The sequence below is a fragment of the Pseudomonas sp. GW101-3H06 genome (assembly GCF_059424605.1).
The window spans coordinates 3,988,055-4,006,422 of the sequence record NZ_JBWKZO010000001.1 but is presented as its reverse complement, the minus strand read 5'-3'; the positions used below and the strand labels follow the sequence as shown (position 1 = coordinate 4,006,422).

Genomic DNA, 18,368 nt, shown 5'->3' with positions numbered 1-18,368 from the left:
GAACAGTAATTAGCGTCGCGCGCGGCCGATAATGAAAAGGCCTGATCAAGCGATCACCCTTTGTCATCCCCCGGACAGCGGGTAGGCAGTGGTAACGTGAGCGCTTCCAACAGTCAGGAGCGTGGTCATGGATTTGGGTATTTCGGGGCGGTGGGCGATTGTCTGTGCCGCCAGCAAGGGCTTGGGCCTGGCCTGTGCGCGGGCGTTGGCGAAGGAGGGCGTGAACCTGGTGATCAATGCCCGTGGCGAGGAAACGCTGCAGGCGGCTGCCGTGGAGTTGCGCCAATTGGCGCCGACCATCGAGGTGCGCACCGTGGCCGGGGACATCAGTGAACCTGCGGTGCGCGCCCAGGTGCTGGCGGCGTGTCCGCAGGTGGACATCCTGGTCAACAACGCCGGCGGCCCGCCCCCCGGCGACTTCCGTGATTGGCAGCGCGAAGACTGGCTCAAGGCGCTGGACGCCAACATGCTCACGCCTATCGAGTTGATCAAGGCCTGCGTCGATGGCATGGCCGAGCGCGGTTTCGGGCGCATCGTCAACATCACGTCCGGCGCGGTGAAGGCGCCGATCGATGTGCTTGGCCTGTCCAACGGCGCGCGCAGCGGCCTCACCGGTTTCATCGCCGGGCTGGCACGTCAGGCGCGGTTGGCGGGGAACAACGTCACGGTCAACAACCTGCTGCCGGGGCCGTTCGAGACCGAACGCCTGCACAAAACCCTCGACGCCGCCGCCCAGGCCAATGGCACCAGCGTTGAGAGCATCGCCGAGCAGCGGCGCAAACATGTCCCGGCCCAGCGCTTCGGCCAGCCTGACGAATTTGGTGCGTATTGCGCGTTCATCTGCGGTGCGCAGTCCGGCTTCCTCACCGGGCAGAACCTGTTGCTCGATGGTGGCAGCTATCCCGGGACCTTCTGATCGATTTGGGGGGATGACCGTTGGTGATCCCCCTATCAGATCCCATCATTATCCAGCACTCGGGGGTGTGATTAGAGTGGGGCCGCTTGCCTCATGTCAGTCGGTCAAGACGCAAAAAACTGTGGGAGCCAGCCGGCTGGCTCCCACAGGGGATTGTGGTGTTCAGAACCTTGACCGATAGGCATCAGGCAGCTCGTCTCCACAACAACAAGAGCGCCCCACATGAACAATCCGAGTGCCGAAAGCCTGGTATTGCCAGCCGCGACCGCGACAATGCGTCCCACCAACGTGCGCTGGCGAATCTTCCTCATCATGTTGCTGCTGACCGCGATCAACTACATCGACCGCGCCTCGCTGTCGGTGGCGTTGCCGCTGATCTCCGCTGAGTTCCAGATCCCGCCGGCTCTTGAAGGCCTGATGCTCAGCGCGTTTTTCTGGTCCTACGCCTTGATGCAAATCCCCGGTGGCATGCTACTCGATCGCTTTCATACCCGCCGGGTAATCGTCGTCGCGACCGTAGCCTGGGGGGCGTTCCAGGCCTTGGCGGCCGGCGCGCATAACTGGATCACCCTGATGATCACCCGAATGGGCCTGGGCGTTGCCGAGTCGCCGATCATGCCTGCCGGGGCCAAGCTCAACGGTGCCTGGCTGACCCCCAACGAACGCGGACGCGGCGCGGTGCTGGTGGACGGCGGTGCCCCCCTGGGCAGCGCCTTCGGCGCGATCATCATTGCCGGGCTGATCGGCTGGTTCGACTCGTGGCGCATCGCCTTCGTGATTGCCGGCGTCGGCACCATGCTCGCCGGCGTGCTGGCCTGGAAATACATCCGCAATCACCCCAGTGAACACCCTGGCGTCAACGCCGCCGAACTGGCACACATCACCGCGGGTAACGCAGCGGTCAGCCAGCCTGGCGCGGTCACCAGCATCCCCTTCAAGGAACTGCTCAAGGACCGTTCTGTGCTGGCGATGTTCGCCGGGTATTGCTGCATCCTCAGCGTGTTCTATGGCCTGTTGACCTGGATGCCCAGCTACCTGCACCAAACCCACGGCCTGAACATTTCCGGTATGGGTGGCGCGACCTTCCTGATCTTCATGTGCGGCTTCGTCGGCGAACTGGTCGGCGGGTACCTGGGGGATAAATGGAAGTCCAGCGGCGCCTCGCCCAACCTGGTAATGCGCAGCATGTTCAGCGGTTCGGCGCTGGTGGCGGCGCTGTGCATGCTCGGGACGGCTTATGCTTCCGAGGCGAGCCAGGCCATCGGCCTGCTGTGCGTGGCGATGTTTTTCATTCGCTGGTGCGGCATGTACTGGTGCATTCCATCGATCCTTGGCGGCACTTCGAAAACCGGCGTACTGGCCGGCACCATGAACTTCTGCGGCAACATGGCCGGGGTGATTGTGCCGATCCTGATCGGTTTGATCGTGCAGTTCACCGGTTCGTATTTCCTGGTGCTGATCTTCTTCGTGGTCATGGCCATGCTGCTGGCGATATTCTCCAGCCTGATCGATTACCGGGAGCGGGGACTGGTTTGATGGGGAAATTGCTTTGATAGGGGTAAGTCGCCGATGAGCGTCGATATCGACACCGTGGTGGTCGGCGCCGGGGTGGTCGGGCTGGCGGTGGCCAGGGCCCTGGCCATGAGCGGGCGCGAGGTGATTCTGGTCGAGTCCGGCGAAGGTATCGGCACGGGCATCAGTTCGCGCAATTCCGAAGTGATCCACGCTGGCATCTACTACCCCGAAGGCAGCCTCAAAGCGCGGTTGTGCGTGGAGGGCAGGCAACGCCTGTACGCCTACTGCGATGAGCGTGGCGTCAGTCATCAGCGTCTGGGCAAGTTGATCGTCGCCACCGATGACACACAGCTCGCAACCCTGCAACGATTGCTGGAACAGGGGCGTCGCAATGGCGTCGATGACCTGCAATGGCTGGACGCCGCACAGGCGCGGGCGCTTGAACCGGCGTTGTCTTGCGTTGGCGCGTTGTGGTCGCCATCCACCGGGATCGTCGATTCCCATGGGCTGATGCTGGCGTTGCAGGGCGATGCCGAGGCCCATGGCGCGTCGCTGGTCTTCCATACGCCTTTACTGTCGGCCCGTTGTACCGGGCAAGGTTTTGAGTTGCAAATGGGTGGCGCCGAGCCCATGACCTTGAGCTGTCGCGAGTTGATCAATTGCGCGGGGCTGTCCGCGCCCGAGGTGGCGAGCCGCATCGCCGGTCTGCCTGCGCACCATGTGCCGAAGGCGCGATTGTGCAAAGGCAGCTATTTCAGTTTCAGCGGCCGGGCACCGTTCCGTCATCTGGTGTACCCGGCGCCGGAAAGCGCCGGGCTGGGCGTACACATGACCCTCGATCTGGGCGGCCAGGCACGTTTCGGGCCGGACGTGGAATGGGTCGATACGGTCGATTACCGCGTGGATCCAGCCCGGGCCGACGGCTTCTACCAAGCGATCCGCCGTTACTGGCCGGGCCTGCCGGATCACAGCCTGCAACCGGCCTATAGCGGCATCCGCCCGAAAATCAGCGAGCCAAACGAACCCGCCGCCGACTTTCGAATCAGCGGCCCGAGTGAACATGGGCTGCCGGGATTGGTCAATCTGTTCGGCATCGAATCCCCGGGCCTGACCAGTTGCCTGGCGCTGGCCGAGCGCGTAATCAACCAACTTGCATAACCCCCCCCTGTGGGAGCGAGCCTGCTCGCCAAAGCGGTGTATCAGATTCAGCAAGGGTGACTGACACTCTCTCTTCGCGAGCAGGCTCGCTCCCACAGGTATAGGTGCAGTTTGGAGGGATGACCGATAATCAGCACCCGCGCAACGGCGCGTGGATAGCGCTATCCTTGGAAGATGCGCTTATCGCCATCGGAGATATCTGATGATCAACGTACGCACTGCCCGCCTGCTCGCCGATTACAAACTATGGGCCAACCAGCGTCTGTTCGACAACCTGGCGCAATTGCCGCCGGGCGAAGTCGAAAAGGAACGCGCCGGGATCTTCAAGAACATGATCGGCACGCTCAACCACATCTATGTGGTGGACTGTCTCTGGCAAGCCCACCTGGAAGGCCGAGGGCACGGCTTCACCACTTCCCACGATCTTGTGTACCCCGAGCTAGCGGCCTTGCGCCAGGCACAACAGGACGTTGATCACTGGTACTGCGACTGGAGCGCGCGGCAAACCGATGCCTCGCTGGACAGGCCCGTGCGGTTCACCTTCATTTCCGGCGAGAGCGGCACCATGAGCGCCGGCGCGATGCTGATGCACGTGGTCAACCACGCCAGCTATCACCGGGGCTGGATCATCCAGATGTACTTCGAAATCCCGGCCATGCCGCCCATGACCGACCTGCCGGTCTACCTGCGCGAGACCGACCCGAACTTCAACTCGCTCAATGCCCCGGCAGTGGAACCGACATGTGCTGCGCAATTCGCGAGCGCAACCAACGTTCTGCCGGATCGTTATCGTTGACGCCGTTCCAGACCATGGACAGTTCGGACAGGTTGATTTCGAAAGGCGCGTCGTCGGCACGCAACTGACTGCTGCCTTCGATCAGCGCAGCGGCCGCGTAATCCGGCACCGTGGCGAGCATATCGGTGCCGGCGAGCAAGGCGCGCAGACCGGCGAATTGCGGCACCGCCAGCACCACCCGGCGCGATCGGCCGATGCGGGCCAGGTCAGTGTCGATCGCCCCGGTCAAATCCCCGGAAAACGACACCAGGGCGTGGGGGCGTTTGCAATATTCGTCCAGGGTCAGGGGGCCGGGCCGGTTATCGCCGCGAAGGATCTTCACGCTCAAATCCCGCAGCTTCTTGCGCTTGGCATTGGCCGGCAATTCAGTGGTGTAACTGATCCCCACGGAAATTTCACCGGAGGCGAGCATCGGCGACATCAACAGGAAATTCACCCGCCGCACCACGATCACCACGTTCTGCGCCTCTTCGCGCAGTTGCTTGAGCAAGGGCGGGAACAGGCCGAACTCGGCGTCATCGGACAAACCGATGCGAAACACATCGCGGCTGGTGGACGGGTCGAAATCCTTGGCCCGGCTGACCGCACCGGAAATGGTGTCCATCGCCGGCTGCAATTCCTTGAGAATCATCAGCGCCCGCTGGGTCGGCTCCAGCACCCGGCCGTTGCGCACCAGCAGCGGGTCATCGAACAAATCCCGCAACCGCGCCAGGGCTGCACTGACGGCAGGCTGGCCAAGGAACAGCTTCTCCCCGGCTCGGGTCAGGTTTTTTTCGAACATCAGGGTTTCGAAAATTACCAAGAGGTTCATGTCCACGCGGCGCAGGTCGTTGCGGTTCATTGAAAGATTCTCGTGGGTTGCAGAATCTCTTCAGTAAAGCACCAAACCTTGTGGGAGCGAGCCTGCTCGCGATAGCGGTGGATCAGTCGACATCTGCGTTGCCTGTTACTCCGCCATCGCGAGCAGGCTCGCTCCCACAGGTGGGTAGCCGTCAGGCCAACGCCTTCTCTGGACAACGCATGGCATCGGATTCCAGCAAGGTTTCGATCTCATCTTCGGAAAACGCAAACCCGCGCAATACCTCACACGAATGCTCACCCTTGTCCGGCGCCGGTGCATAAGGGGTTTGCGCCGCTTCCAGACTGTTGATCGGAAACCCCGGCACCCGCACCACGCCATGCTGCGGATGATGCAGATCCACCAGCATGCCGTTGCTGGCGATTTGCGGATGAGCCAGTACGTCGTTGTAGTCGCTGACCTTGGAGCAGAGGATGTCGGCCTCGCGCAGCACCTGCAGCCAATGGGCGACGGGTTGGGTGCGGAACACGTCGGTCAGCGCCTCGCCCATGGCTTGGCGATGCACCACGCGCTGCGCGGAGCTGGCAAAGCGCGGATCGTCGATCCATTCCGGATGCCCGAGCACCCCGCACAGCGTTGGCCAGCGATTGCCGTTGTACGCGGCGACCATCAGCCAGCCGTCCGCCGCTTCGAAGGCTTCGTTGGGCGCGGAGTAAGGCGCGGCGCTGCCGATGCGGGTCGGCAGTTTGCCGTCGCAGAGGAAGCTGGCCAGCGACGCCTGTTGCAGCGCCAGGGCCGAGTTCATCAGGCTGACGTCGAGGTGGCCGCCGAGGCCGTCGTTGTTTCGGGCGTGCAGTTTGGCCAGTACCGCCATGCAGGCCATGTAGCCGGTGACCACGTCGACCACTGGCGCCTGCACCTTGGACGGTGCCGAGCCTGGTGTGCCGATCAGGCTCATCAGCCCGGAGTCGGCCTGCAAAATGCCGTCGACCCCGGCCCTATCTGCATAGGGTCCTTGCTGGCCGTAGGCGGAGATCGAGCAGTAGATCAGGTCCGGTTTCAGCGCGGCCAAGGCCTCGTAGCCCAGGCCGAGTCGGGCCATGACGCCGGGGCGCATGCTCTCGATGACCACGTCGGCCTGCAAGACCAGGCGCTTGATCACCGCCACGCTGTCCGGGTGTTTCAGGTCCAGGCACAGGCCCTGTTTGCCGCGGTTGAAACCGTGGAACAGCGCGCTGTCTTCACCGACCCAGGCAGGTCCCAGGGTGCGGCCCAGCTCGCCTTCGGGGGGTTCGACCTTGATCACTTTGGCGCCCATGTCGGCCATCAGCATGGTGGCCGTGGGGCCGGCGGCGATCTGGGTGAAGTCGAGGACGGTCAGACCGTCCAGTGCGTTGCGTAACATGTTCGCCTCCTCGGACTTTAGCGGCCCGTGTAATGCGGCGTGCGTTTCTCGGCAAATGCCTGGCGGCCTTCGATGCGATCTTCGGTGTCGCGCAGCACGCCCCAGTAGAGCTCGGTCAGGCGCTGCGCCTCGCGGTCGCTCAGGTGCGCGGTGCTGCGGGCCAGGGTTTGCAGGGCCTGGATCGCCAGCGGTGCTTGGCGGGCAATCAGTTGCGCCAGTTCCAGCGCCCGTTGCACCAGGGTTTCGCGGTTAGCCAGATGCTCGGAGATCAAGCCGATGGACTCGGCACGCGCGGCGTCGATACGCGCCCCGGTCAGGGCCATTTGCAGGGCGTGGGCCGGCGGCACGGCGCGCATCAAGCGATGCAGGCCGCTGACCGCCGGGATCGAGCCGACCACCGCTTCCGGCAAGCCGAAAGTGGCGCTGGAGCTTGCGATGCGCAGGTCGCATTGCAACGCCAGTTCCAGGCCACCGCCGAGACAGTGGCCGTTGATCGCGGCGATCAAGGGTTTGTGCAGGTCCAGATCGGTGAGGTCCATCAGGCGGATATAGAGCCCGGCGTCCGCCGCCGATTCATTGGCCAAAAACAACGCCTCGGCGTAGGAGGCCTTGGAGTCCCGCGTACTCTTCAGGTCGGCGCCGACGCAGAACGCCCGTTCGCCGCTACCGGTGATCACGGCGGCGCGCAAGTCGCGACGATCGCGCACGTGCAGCAGGTGGCTGCGCAGGGCCTGCAGCGAGTCCAGGTCCAGGGCGTTGAGCGCTTGCGGCCGGTCGAGAGTGATCAGCGCGACGGCGCCAAAGGCTTCGAAAGTGACAGTCATGGCCTTGCCCTCACACACTGGCCGAGGACAGGCTGCGCCCGCCGCACACGTACAGGGTTTGCCCGGTGACGTAGCTGCTGGCCGGGGCGAGGAAAAACTCCACGGCGTTGGCGATGTCGTCCGGCGTGCCGATGCGTTTGACCGGCACGGTGTCCTTGAGCCTGGTCTGCACTTCGGGGGCGAAACTCTGAAACAGTGGCGTGTCGACGATGCCCGGCGCGATGGCGTTGACGGTGATGCCCTTGGCGGCGAATTCGATGGCCAGGCTGCGGGTCAGGCTGACCACGCCACCCTTGGCCGCCGAATAGTTGGCCTGGCCGAAACCGCCGAGCCAGGCCCGGGACGACATGTTGACGATGCGTCCGAAGGCGTACTCCAGCATCAGTGGCAGGGCGGCCTTGCAGCACAGAAATTGCGCCCGCAGGTTGGTGTCCACCACCAGGTCCCAGTCCTGTTCGGTCATGGTGAGGAAACGTTTGTCGCGGACTACGCCGGCGTTGTTCACCAGAAAGTCCAGTCGACCCTGCGCCTCGCGAATCTGGGTGAATGCGGCGTTTACCGCTTCACCTTCGGTGAGATCGAGGGCGATGCCGGCGACTTTCAGGTCTTCGGATTGCAGTGCCTTGACGCTGTTGTTCAGCGCTTGTTCGTCGCGGTCCAGCAGATAAACGAACACACCTTGTTGCGCCAGACGCTGGGCGATGGCGAGGCCGATGCCACGGGCAGCCCCCGTCACTACGGCGATCTGACCGGCAGAAAAGTTGTTCATGGCTTCAGACTCCAAGGATGTGCACGGCGGACGCCGCGTGGTCGACCCCGGCGATGCCGCCGCCGGTGCATTGCGCCAGGCCCAGGCGCGGGGTGCCCGCTTGGCGGTCGCCGGCGCGGCCTTGCAGTTGCCAGAACAGCTCGACCATTTGCGCGACGCCCGTAGCACCCAATGGATGCCCCTTGGCCAGCAAGCCGCCACTCGGATTGACCGGCACTCGACCACCGAGAGAGGTCGCGCCGGAGTGCAGCAAGGCCACGGCTTCGCCCGGCGCCGCCAGCCCCAGGGCTTCGTAGTACAACAGCTCGGCAATGGTGAAGGCGTCGTGCAGTTCGACCACGCCGATATCGCTTGGCGCGACGCCGGCCTGCTCGTAGGCCAGGCGTGCGGCGCGGGCGGTGATTTCCGCGTCGAGGATGTCCTCGTCACCGCTTTCGCGCAGGCCGGAGACGATGATCGAACCCAGCACCTTCACGTCTTTGCCATGCGGGCCGGGTTTGTTGCCGAGCACCAGTGCGGCGGCGCCATCGACCTGTGACGGGCAGCACTGCAACAGGGTCAGCGGGTCGGCGATCATGCGCGAGGCGAGCACTTCTTCGAGCGTCACTTCGCTGCGCTGCTGGGCGTAGGGGTTGAGTGAGCCGTGATGACGGTTCTTCACCGCCACGGCGGCGAGGTCGGCGGGTTTAGCGTCGCGTTCGTGGAGGAAGCGCGTGCCACGCATGGCGTAGACCGCTGGCAGCACCATGCCGGCGGTGGCGTACAGATCGGTCATGCGGTCGTTGCGCTGCATCGGGATCATGCCGCCACCGAGGGCAGTCAGTTGCTCGATGCCGAACACCAACACCCGCTCGTATTGCCCGGCCAGCAAGGCATGACGGGCCAGATGCACCGCCGTGGCGCCGCTGGCGCAGGCGTTTTCAATGTTGTAGACCGGGATGCCTTTCAGACCCAGATCGCGCAGGATCACCTGGCCGAGGATCATCCCGCCGAGCACGTTGGCGCAGTACACCGCCTGAATGTCCGCCAGTTGCAGGCCGGCATCGGCCACCGCATCGAGAATCGCCCGTTGCGCCAGTTCAGGCGCCATGACGCCGGGGTGACGACCGAAGACGGTCATCGCGCCGCCCATTACATGCATCTGGCTCATGGACGTGCCTCCAGGGATTGGAAAATGTAGCCGTAGGTGTCGTGGGCGATCACCCGGCATGGTTCGCCGATGGCGACGCGACCGGTCAGGCGACCGAACAGACGCACCGGGCCGGGCAGGTCGACATACGCCAGCACGAACGGCGGCAGGCCGCTTTTCGGGCTCGGGTGCATGACGGTGAAGCTGTAGACCTGGCCTTGGGCGTCGAGCACGGCATCGTCGAACTCGGCGCTCAGGGGCGATTGGGCAGTGACGGCGGGAAAGAAGATTTCGCCGCTGCGGCGATGACGCGAGGCGCGCAGGCTCGGCGGCGTGGTGGCGGCCCAGACGGGCGTGGACGAACTCATGATGACCTCCTGTTGTTATGGGCTCGCAGGCGAGCTGGAGGTCATGGTCGGGCAGGGAAGGGAGGGCCGACAAACGAGATAAAAACCGGGGTGGGTTGAGAAAAAATCAAATGATCAGCCATCAAACCACCGCAATCTGTTAGCTGAAATGCATTCACTGTGGGAGCGAGCCTGCTCGCGAAGAGGCCATGTCAGGCGACTCAGTGGTGCCTGACACACCGCTTTCGCGAGCAGGCTCGCTCCCACAGGGCCGGTGGTTATTGAGGTGGATCGAGTCGATCCAGCGCCCGATTCACCGCCAACTCACCGAGCATGATGACCTGGGCAATCCCCAGCAGGGTGTTGCGGTGCGAGCCCTCCAGAAAACCCGCCAGATCACTGGCCATGACATTGGCCGAGGCCAGCGACTCGCAGGCATGGGCCAGCAGGGTTTCGGTGTCGATGTCGGGGTTGATGGTGAACATCGTGGAGGGTTTGTGCGGCGTGGCCATGATGTTCGCCGCCGGATTGAGGTAGTGGTTGAGGGCACGTTCGGCCGCTTCGTGCAATTGCTTGGAATCGCGGCTTTGGTAGGGGGAGGCGGGGTCGGTTTCTGGGGGATTGGGTGTGGGCTTGAACATAGATGAAACTCCAGTACTTGCTGAATTGAAGCCATCACCTTTCGCTACCAAACGAATGGGTGGTGGCCATACGCAGGTTGGTAGACCGGAGTACTGGAACCGGCGCCTGCGAACAGGCCCTGCGCATGACCACCATAAAGCAGCGTTATGCGCAGTACTCCGGGCTACCAAACCCGATCGCTGTTTTTTTCAGCGACCGGCCAACGATAAAACCCGGCCCCAAGGCGCACAAGCCGGCGGATTCTGGCGTAACCGTAGGCAATGACGCAAGGCGATGTAGCTTTCATGAAGTAACGCTGACAGCCGTTAAACAAGCGCTTACACATGACTTTCAGTGAATACAAAATCCATGCACAACGCAGATCCACTGTGGGAGCGAGCCTGCTCGCGAAAGCGGTGTGTCAGACACCAGTAATGCCAACTGACACGCCCTCTTCGCGAGCAGGCTCGCTCCCACAGGTACAGTGTTCGACTTTAGCCTTGCAGTGTGACCCCCGCCAGCCGTTCCAGCACCTCCACCACGTGCGTCATATCCCTTGCCGGATCGCCGTCACTCAACGCCTGATCAAAAAACTGCTTCACCACCGACCCGGTAAACGCCGGCGCTCCGGCATTTTCCGCTTCGGCCAGAAACAGCCGCACATCCTTGCGCATCAAATCCAGGCGAAAGCCGAAATCAAACTCCCGTCGCATCACCGTCCCGGCCAGGATCTGTTCGCTGGTGAAACTGCGCGCCGTGCTGGCGTTGAGCATCTCCACCATCTGGCGCGCATCGAGTCCGGCTTTGACCCCGAACAGCATCGCTTCACTGGTGGCCACCAGCGTGGCGGCGACGATCATGTTGTTGACCAGTTTCAACGTCTGGCCCAACCCCGGTTCAGTGCCGATGTGCTCGACTTTCTTGCCGAACGCCGCAAACACGGGCACGCAACGCTCATACGCGTGGCGATCACCCCCGACCATTACCGACAAGGTGCCGTTCTGCGCCCCCGCAACACCGCCGGCCAGCGGCGCATCGAGGGCGTCGATGCCGCGTTCGGCCAGCTCGGCGTGCAGGCGTCGGGCCAGGCTCGGGCCGGTGGTGGAGTGGTCGACGAGGATGTTGATCTGCTGGCCGTGGATCACGCCGTCGGTGCCGAGCACTACGCGCTCGACGATGTCCGGCGTAGGCACGCAGACCAGCACGATGTGCGCGTGGTCAGCCACTTCCCGGGGCGTGGCGAAGCTGCGGGCACCACGGGCGAGCAACGGCCCCAAGGCTTGCGGATTGGGGTCGAACAGGCTCAGGTCGAAGCCGTTGTCCAGCAGATGCAAAGCCATTTTATGGCCCATGGCACCGAGGCCGATAAAACCGATGGAAGGGGCGTCGAGCGTGGTCATGGCGAGTCTCTTTTTTGTCGTTGGAGACCCATGCTAGACATGCCGGCAAATCACCGACAAAGCAGTTTTACGCCGCCATGCGTTGAGTAAATCTCAAGCCTGATCACCGGTCATGCGTGCCTGTTCCAGAATCCATTCACGGAAAATCCGCAAGTCATCGCTTTCCTCGCGGTGCCGAGGCGTGAGCAGATAGTAGGTGTACACGCCCATGTCCACCACCTGCTCGAACGGGCGGATCAGGCTGCCGTCCTGCAACTCCTTGCTGACCAGAAACAGCTGCGCCATGGCGATGCCCTGACCGCCGACCGCAGCGGCATAGACCATCGACGAACTCTGATACGACATACCGGCCTGGGCATCCACTTCGCGACTAACCCCGGCGGCCTCCAGCCAGTAGCGCCAGTCTTCGGGGCGGGCGATGGAGTGCAGCATGGTGTAGCCGGCGATATCGGCGGGTGTCTGCAACCCCGGCCCGTGTTGCAGCAATGACGGGCTGCACACCGGGGCCAACTGGTTGTCGCTGAGCACGTAGCAATTGCAGTTGGGCCACTCGCCGGAACCGAGGCGGATCGCGGCGTCGATGTCTTCCTTGTAGAAATCCACGGGTTCGAGCGAGGCGGTCAGCAGCACTTCGATCTTCGGGTTCTGCGCGTGGAAACTCGCCAGCCGCGGGATCAGCCACTGCATGGCAAAGGTGGTGTAGGCGCGCACCTTGAGCTGGCGGCGACGGGGTGGCGACATGAGTTTTTTCGTCGCCCCGCGCAAGTCTTCGACAATTTTCGCCACGGCGCGAAAGTACTGCTCGCCAGCGGCGGTAAGGGTGATCTGCCGATGCCCGCGCACGAACAGATCGAGCTTGAGGAACTCTTCCAGGGTGCGGATCTGCCGGCTGACCGCGCCTGGCGTGACGTTCAATTCATCGGCGGCCAGGGTGATGCTCAGATGCCGGGCAACGGACTCGAAGGCGCGGATGGCATTGAGCGGTGGCAGACGTTCCATAGCGGGCAGACTCTTGTTCTTGGGGGAGCGCGGTGCGCAGTGTACGTAAAGCTGAGCCTAAACCCACTTGATTAAAACTCAAGGCTGCGGGGTGTTTTTCTCGATTGTCGGGCCCGGCCCTGGCTTTCAGGATCGACGTTCGCACGCCTGTCCGGGGCGTGTTCGAACCTGACAACAATAAGAGAAACGCGCCCATGAACAACGCCTTCCCAGTGGTTTCACGTCTTGCTGTTTGCATGGCGGCGAGTGCCGTCATCAACCCGGTGTGCGCCGATATTTTCCAGGACGGCAAAGCCAGTCTGGAGCTGCGCAACTACTACTTCAATCGTGATTTTCGGCAGTCTGGCGCGGCTCAGAGCAAGGCCGAAGAATGGGCTCAAGGCATGATCCTGCGGGTTGAATCGGGTTACACCGGGGGGCTGATCGGCGTCGGTTTCGACGCCATCGGCCTGGTCGGTATCAAGCTCGACTCCGCGCCGGACCGTAGCGGCACCGGTCTGCTCAACACTGCACGCGGGCCGGGCGGACGCGCCGAAGACCAGTACGGCGCATTAGGCGCCACCGGCAAGTTGCGTATGGCCAAGAGCACCCTGAAAGCCGGCACCCTGCTGCCGAAAATGCCGGTGGTGATGTACAACGATTCGCGCCTGCTGCCGCAAACCTTTCGCGGTGCCTGGCTCAACAGCGCTGATGTCGACAACCTGTCACTGGACCTCGGCCGCCTCGACCAGACCAAACTGCGCAATTCTTCCGACTTTGAAGACATGAGCGTCTACAACGGCGTGGCCCGCAACATCCGCCTTGGCCGCCACACCACCAGCGACCGCTTCGGCTTTGCCGGGGCGACGTACCGCTGGACGCCGTCGCTGAGCACCGCCTACCACTACGGCGAACTGGACGGCATCTACCGCCAGCACTACCTGACCCTCAACCACAAATGGACGATCAGCGAAGGCCAGACCTTAAGCTCCGACTTGCGTTGGGCGCGCAGCCTCGACGACGGCGGCAGCAACGTCGACAACTCGGCGTTGGGCGCGATGTTCACCTACAGCGCCAGTGGCCACTCGCTGGGGCTGGGTTACCAACGCATGAGTGGCGATACCGGTTTCGCCAACATCAATGGCACCGATGGTTACCTGGTGAACCTGGTGCAGATCAATGATTTCGGTAATCAGGATGAGCGCTCGTGGCAGGCGCGCTATGACTACAACTTCGCCGCGCTGGGCATTCCGGGGCTGACCTTCATGACCCGTTATCTGTCAGGGGACGACGTCACAGTGCGCACCCGCACCACGGCGGGCAAGGAGTGGGAACGGGATTCCGAATTGGGCTACGTGATCCAGAGCGGACCGTTGAAGAACCTTGGAGTGAAGTGGAAAAACGCCAGTGCGCGGAGCAATTTTTCCAGTGATATTGATGAGAATCGGTTGATCGTGACGTATTCGTTGGCGCTGTGGTAATCCTTTGTAAACACGATTTTGGCGAACACCTTCAATCCCTGTAGGAGCCAGGCTTGCCGGCGAAAGCGGCCTCAAGATCGCCTTCGCGGGCAAGCCTCGCCCAGGGGGGTGGTGTTTTTGGATGTAAAAAGGCGCAGCCATGGCTGCGCCTTTGGGTGAGTCGGGCGGCCTCAAAGCCGAATGATCACCGACTTCAACTGCGTGTAATGCGACAACGCATCCACCCCTTGCTCGCGCCCGTACCCACTCTGCTTGAACCCGCCGCACGGCGTTTGCACAAAGCCGCCGCTGTATTCGTTGACCACGATGCGCCCGGCTTCCAGTTGCGCGGCGACGCGGTGGACGCGGCCGATGTCGCGGCTCCAGATTCCGGCGCCGAGGCCGAATTCGCTGTCGTTGGCGATGCGCAAGGCATCGGCTTCGTCCTTGAACGGGATCACGCAGACGATGGGGCCGAAGATTTCTTCCTTGGCCAATGTCATGTCATTGGTGACGCCGGTATAGACCGTCGGTTCGATGTACCAGCCGTTTTCATAACCGGGAAGGCTGGCGACTTTGCCGCCGATGGCCGGCTTAAGACCTTCGCGCTCGGCGATGGCGAAGTAGCTCTGGATTTTCTCGAATTGCGCGTGGGTGGTGATGGGGCCGGAGGTGGCGTCATCCTGGGGACCGACCCGCAACTGGCCGACCTCGGCCACCAGTTTGTCGACGAAACGCTCGTAGATCGATTCCTGCACCAACAACCGTGTACCTGCCGCGCACCACTGGCCGCTGTTCCAGGTGAAGGCCAGGGTTGAGCCTTTGGCGGCGGCGTCGAGGTCGGCGTCGTCGAACACGATATTGGCCGACTTGCCGCCCAGTTCCAGGGTCAGCGGCAGGATACGATCCGCCGCGATGTGCCCCAGTTCCTGGCCGGCGCGGATGCCGCCGGTGAAGGAGATTTTGCGAATGTGCGGGTTGTGCGCCATGGCCGGGCCGATCACGCTGCCCTTGCCGACGATGACGTTGAATACGCCGGGCGGGATGCCGGCTTCGACCGCCAGACGCGCCAGTTCCACCAGCGAGGCCGAGGTGTGTTCGGAGGGTTTGGCGACCACGGTGTTGCCGGTGGCCAGGGCCGGGGCGATGGCGCGGGCAGCCTGGTGCAGCGGGGCATTCCACGGCAGGATCACGCCGATCACCCCGAACGGATCGCGGCGGGTATAGACGTGGTAGTTCGGGCCTTGATTGATCACTTCGCCGTCCATGACGTTGACGATGCCGCCGTAGAACTCGAAGTACTGCGCGGTCAGGTCCATCAGGGTTGCCATCTCGCGGCCGGGCTTGCCGGTTTCGGCGCGCTCCAGGGCGCCGAGGGTGGCCTCGCTTGCGCGGATCAGGCGGCCGAAATCGTTGAGGATGCGCCCGCGCAAGGCCGGACGCATGTCGCGCCAGGCCTGCAAGGCGTTGGCGGCGCTGTCGATGGCAATGGCCACGTCGGCCGGGCCGCTGCTGGCCACTTCGTTGAGTTTTTCGCCGGTGCGCGGGTCGATCTTGTCGACGTATTGGCCGTCCAGCGGCGGCGTGATGCGGCCGTCGATGAAGCTGTTGGTTTTGTCAAACATTGCCGGTTCTCCTCGTGAAGCTTTCTTGTCGATGCTTTTTTGTCGAAGCAGGCATGGGGTAGGGTCGTGGGCAGCCCCATGATTGCCTGCCATTACCGCTGCTCACGGAGGACCCTTCAACCGAGTTTTAAAGCACCGTGCGTTGAGAAAATCTCAAGGCAATGGCTTGAGGTTTAGTCAACCGAACCGTTCTGAAAACTCGCTTCACGCGAAGCAGGCAACGCCGGATATTGCTCCCGTCGCAACGCTGAGGCCGCGTCCGAAGGTCAACAATAATAGCGCCCACGGGAGTCTTGAATATGAGCAACTACCACACGGTGGACGGTCCATTGCCGCCGTCATCCACTGCCACTGCGATCCCTCAAACCGAGGGTCGTAAACTCAACAGTGCCGAAAGAAAAGCCATTGTCGCCGCTACCCTCGGTACGATCGTCGAGTACACCGATTGGGTGATCTACGCGACGTTTTCCTCGATCCTCGCCAAGCAGTTTTTCCCCGCCGGTGACGGCGTCACCGCTTTGCTGTCGGTGCTGGCGGTGTTCGCCGTCGGCTTCATCATGCGCCCCATCGGTGGTGCGGTGCTGGGCCAATTGGCTGACCGTTATGGCCGTAAAAAAGGTCTGACGCTGTCGATCCTGCTGATGTCGGTGGCCTCGCTGGTGATCGGCATCTGCCCCAACTATGAAAGCATCGGCATTGCCGCACCGATCATTCTGGTCATTGCCCGTCTGGTCCAGGGCTTCTCGGCAGGCGGCGAATTCGGCTCGGCGTCGGCGTTCCTGATCGAGTCGGCACCGGCGCATCGCCGGGCGTTTGCCGGGTCCTGGCAATGGTTCGCCATCAATGCCGGCACGCTGGTGTCGTTTCTGCTGGGTTTTGCGCTTGCGTCGATGGGCAGCGATACCGCGCTGTACGACTGGGGTTGGCGCGTGGCCTTCGTGATCGCGGCGCTGATGGGCCTGATTACCTTGTGGATTCGTCTGTCGGTGCGCGAAACCGAGATCTTCAAATCGAAGATCGCCAGCCACGGCAAAAAGCGCCCGATCCGGGAGCTGCTGTTCAGCCACCGTCGCGATGCCCTGCGCGTGATCGGCATCGCCATGGCCGGCAACCTGCTCAACTATGTGTGGATGGTCAGCTACCCCAATCAGGTGCACCTGATCACCGGTATGTCCATTCGCGATACGTTGCTGGCCGGTGTGGTTTCCGTTGGCGTGTCGCTGGTGCTGATGCCATTCGCCGGCAAACTGGCTGACCGAGTGGGACGCCGTCCGGTGCTGATCGCCTTTGCCATCGCTTCGATCCTGTGGGCCTGGCCGAGCTTCGGACTGTTGCACCCCGGCATCAGCCTGCTGGAAGTGACGCTGATCCAGACCGTGTCGATGGTGATCATGACCGGCTTCGGCGCTGCATCGGCGGTGACCATGGCCGAACAGTTCCCCGCCGAAGTGCGCGTGACCGGCATCGCCTTGCCGTACGCCTTGTCAGTGACGCTGTTCGGCGGCACCGCGCCGTACCTGATGGCGGCGATGGCGGGGTGGGGGTATGGCGGGTTGTTCTGGATTTACCTGGCGGTGATCAGTGCGATCAGTCTGGTGGTGTACCTGCGGATGCCGGAGACGCGGGGGCAACCGCTGCGCTGAGTCAGATCTTCAGTGATCACAAAACCTTTGCACTAGGCCGGAACCGGCTCCCGTTCGGTCAACACCTTCCTGAACGTCTCCACCAAAGGCCGCAGGTTGATCCGGTGCCACGCCGCCCACAGCGGCGTGGTGAAGGAGATCCACGGCACCTCCCTCAGCACCACGCCCGGTGGTGCGTTGCGGCTCAGGCCTTTCTGAATCATCGCGATCCCCAATCCCGACGCCACCAAGCCCAATGCTGTAAAGGGTTCGGTGGCTTGCATGCGGATGTCCGGGGTGAAGCCGGCGCGGATGCAGGCGCTGACGAAGTCGTCGTGGCAGTTGGCATTCTGGCGATGCTGCACACCAATCCATTCCTGATTGGCCAGGTCGGCGGCGACCAGTGTTGCTTTCTGTGCCAAGGGATGATGCTCGGGCAGGGCCAGCAGCATCGGGTCGTCCAGCACCTGGAAACCCAGCAGGTCCGGGTCGTCGTTGGTCGGCGGTTCGCTGACCAATGCGATATCCAGACTACGCTGACGCAGGCCTTCGAGTTGTTCGGCGCAGCTGAGGTTGTACAACGCGACGTGTACGTTCGGCCGGTCTGCGCGCAGTACGCGCAAGGCATTGGGCAGGACGCCGGCGTGCATGGCGTTTTCGATGTAGCCGATGCACAAGCCGCCTTCTTCGCCGCGACCCAGGCGTTTGCCCAGGGATTCCAGGCGATTGGCGTGGGTCAGCAGCGCGCGGGTTTCGGCGAGGAAGGTCTGGCCGTCGCGGGTCAGGCGGATACGTTGCTGGCTGCGCTCGAACAGGGTCAGGCCCAGGCGTTCTTCGAGCTGGGCGATCTGCCGGCTCAGGGGCGATTGGGAAATGTGCAGGCGTTCGGCGGCGCGACCGACGTGTTCTTCCTCGGCGACGGCGACGAAGTAGCGCAATTGACGGATGTCGATCATGTCAGACCTCTAGGGACTCAAGTGCTGCGCATTATGTCTTGGACGGTC

At 62.9% G+C, this 18,368-nt stretch carries 17 protein-coding genes; 6 read left to right on the top strand and 11 right to left on the bottom strand.

Annotated features, from left to right (window positions below; all coding sequences use genetic code 11):
• Window positions 1–127: 127 nt before the first annotated feature.
• From AC07ZE_RS18300 to AC07ZE_RS18285, 4 genes are all read left to right on the top strand, one after another.
• Window positions 128–916 (top strand): SDR family oxidoreductase, encoded by a 789-nt coding sequence (locus tag AC07ZE_RS18300; RefSeq protein WP_207266076.1) that lies wholly within the window; start codon window positions 128–130, stop codon window positions 914–916.
• A 222-nt stretch (window positions 917–1,138) separates the two neighbouring features.
• Window positions 1,139–2,452 carry an MFS transporter gene (locus tag AC07ZE_RS18295; RefSeq protein ID WP_207266075.1) on the top strand — a complete coding sequence of 438 codons (1,314 nt, stop codon included), beginning with the start codon at window positions 1,139–1,141 and terminating at the stop codon, window positions 2,450–2,452.
• A gap of 33 nt (window positions 2,453–2,485) precedes the next feature.
• On the top strand, window positions 2,486–3,589 hold the full coding sequence (locus AC07ZE_RS18290) for an NAD(P)/FAD-dependent oxidoreductase (RefSeq protein ID WP_207266074.1): 1,104 nt from the start codon (window positions 2,486–2,488) through the stop codon (window positions 3,587–3,589).
• Window positions 3,590–3,791: 202 nt separating this feature from the next.
• The gene (locus AC07ZE_RS18285; protein WP_207266073.1) at window positions 3,792–4,385 is read left to right on the top strand and encodes a DinB family protein; all 594 of its coding nucleotides are present in this window, start codon (window positions 3,792–3,794) and stop codon (window positions 4,383–4,385) included.
• On the opposite strand, the gene AC07ZE_RS18280 is transcribed toward AC07ZE_RS18285, so the two are convergent.
• The 9 genes from AC07ZE_RS18280 to gcvA form a co-directional block, all read right to left on the bottom strand.
• Window positions 4,306–5,226: a LysR substrate-binding domain-containing protein gene (locus AC07ZE_RS18280; protein WP_207266072.1), complete on the bottom strand. Its 921-nt coding sequence runs from the start codon at window positions 5,224–5,226 to the stop codon at window positions 4,306–4,308. The genes AC07ZE_RS18285 and AC07ZE_RS18280 overlap by 80 nt on opposite strands.
• A gap of 151 nt (window positions 5,227–5,377) precedes the next feature.
• The gene (locus tag AC07ZE_RS18275) at window positions 5,378–6,589 is read right to left on the bottom strand and encodes a CaiB/BaiF CoA transferase family protein (RefSeq protein ID WP_207266071.1); all 1,212 of its coding nucleotides are present in this window, start codon (window positions 6,587–6,589) and stop codon (window positions 5,378–5,380) included.
• Window positions 6,590–6,606: 17 nt separating this feature from the next.
• Window positions 6,607–7,413 carry an enoyl-CoA hydratase/isomerase family protein gene (locus AC07ZE_RS18270; protein ID WP_207266070.1) on the bottom strand — a complete coding sequence of 269 codons (807 nt, stop codon included), beginning with the start codon at window positions 7,411–7,413 and terminating at the stop codon, window positions 6,607–6,609.
• Window positions 7,414–7,423: 10 nt separating this feature from the next.
• The gene (locus AC07ZE_RS18265; RefSeq protein ID WP_207266069.1) at window positions 7,424–8,182 is read right to left on the bottom strand and encodes an SDR family NAD(P)-dependent oxidoreductase; all 759 of its coding nucleotides are present in this window, start codon (window positions 8,180–8,182) and stop codon (window positions 7,424–7,426) included.
• 4 nt (window positions 8,183–8,186) lie between these two features.
• Window positions 8,187–9,332, bottom strand: a complete 1,146-nt coding sequence (locus tag AC07ZE_RS18260) for a thiolase family protein (RefSeq protein WP_207266068.1) — start codon at window positions 9,330–9,332, stop codon at window positions 8,187–8,189.
• Window positions 9,329–9,679, bottom strand: coding sequence for a Zn-ribbon domain-containing OB-fold protein (locus AC07ZE_RS18255; protein ID WP_207266067.1), 351 nt, complete (start codon window positions 9,677–9,679; stop codon window positions 9,329–9,331). The genes AC07ZE_RS18260 and AC07ZE_RS18255 overlap by 4 nt, the downstream gene beginning before the upstream one ends.
• A gap of 257 nt (window positions 9,680–9,936) precedes the next feature.
• The gene (locus AC07ZE_RS18250; RefSeq protein ID WP_207266066.1) at window positions 9,937–10,299 is read right to left on the bottom strand and encodes a DUF6124 family protein; all 363 of its coding nucleotides are present in this window, start codon (window positions 10,297–10,299) and stop codon (window positions 9,937–9,939) included.
• A gap of 474 nt (window positions 10,300–10,773) precedes the next feature.
• Entirely contained in the window at window positions 10,774–11,679 is a 906-nt protein-coding gene (locus tag AC07ZE_RS18245) for an NAD(P)-dependent oxidoreductase (RefSeq protein ID WP_207266065.1), read from the bottom strand.
• Between the two features lie 93 nt (window positions 11,680–11,772).
• Window positions 11,773–12,678 (bottom strand): transcriptional regulator GcvA, encoded by a 906-nt coding sequence (gene gcvA, locus AC07ZE_RS18240; RefSeq protein WP_207266064.1) that lies wholly within the window; start codon window positions 12,676–12,678, stop codon window positions 11,773–11,775.
• A gap of 194 nt (window positions 12,679–12,872) precedes the next feature.
• On the opposite strand from gcvA, the gene AC07ZE_RS18235 reads away from it, so the two are divergent.
• Window positions 12,873–14,138 (top strand): OprD family porin, encoded by a 1,266-nt coding sequence (locus tag AC07ZE_RS18235; protein WP_207266063.1) that lies wholly within the window; start codon window positions 12,873–12,875, stop codon window positions 14,136–14,138.
• Window positions 14,139–14,308: 170 nt separating this feature from the next.
• On the opposite strand, the gene AC07ZE_RS18230 is transcribed toward AC07ZE_RS18235, so the two are convergent.
• Complete coding sequence (locus AC07ZE_RS18230; protein ID WP_207266062.1) at window positions 14,309–15,742, bottom strand: aldehyde dehydrogenase family protein; 1,434 nt, start codon at window positions 15,740–15,742, stop codon at window positions 14,309–14,311.
• A gap of 299 nt (window positions 15,743–16,041) precedes the next feature.
• Here AC07ZE_RS18230 and AC07ZE_RS18225 point away from each other — a divergent pair, with 299 nt between their 5' ends.
• On the top strand, window positions 16,042–17,385 hold the full coding sequence (locus AC07ZE_RS18225; protein ID WP_207266061.1) for an MFS transporter: 1,344 nt from the start codon (window positions 16,042–16,044) through the stop codon (window positions 17,383–17,385).
• Between the two features lie 32 nt (window positions 17,386–17,417).
• Here AC07ZE_RS18225 and AC07ZE_RS18220 read toward each other — a convergent pair whose 3' ends face one another.
• Complete coding sequence (locus AC07ZE_RS18220) at window positions 17,418–18,320, bottom strand: LysR substrate-binding domain-containing protein (RefSeq protein ID WP_207266060.1); 903 nt, start codon at window positions 18,318–18,320, stop codon at window positions 17,418–17,420.
• Window positions 18,321–18,368 lie beyond the last annotated feature (48 nt).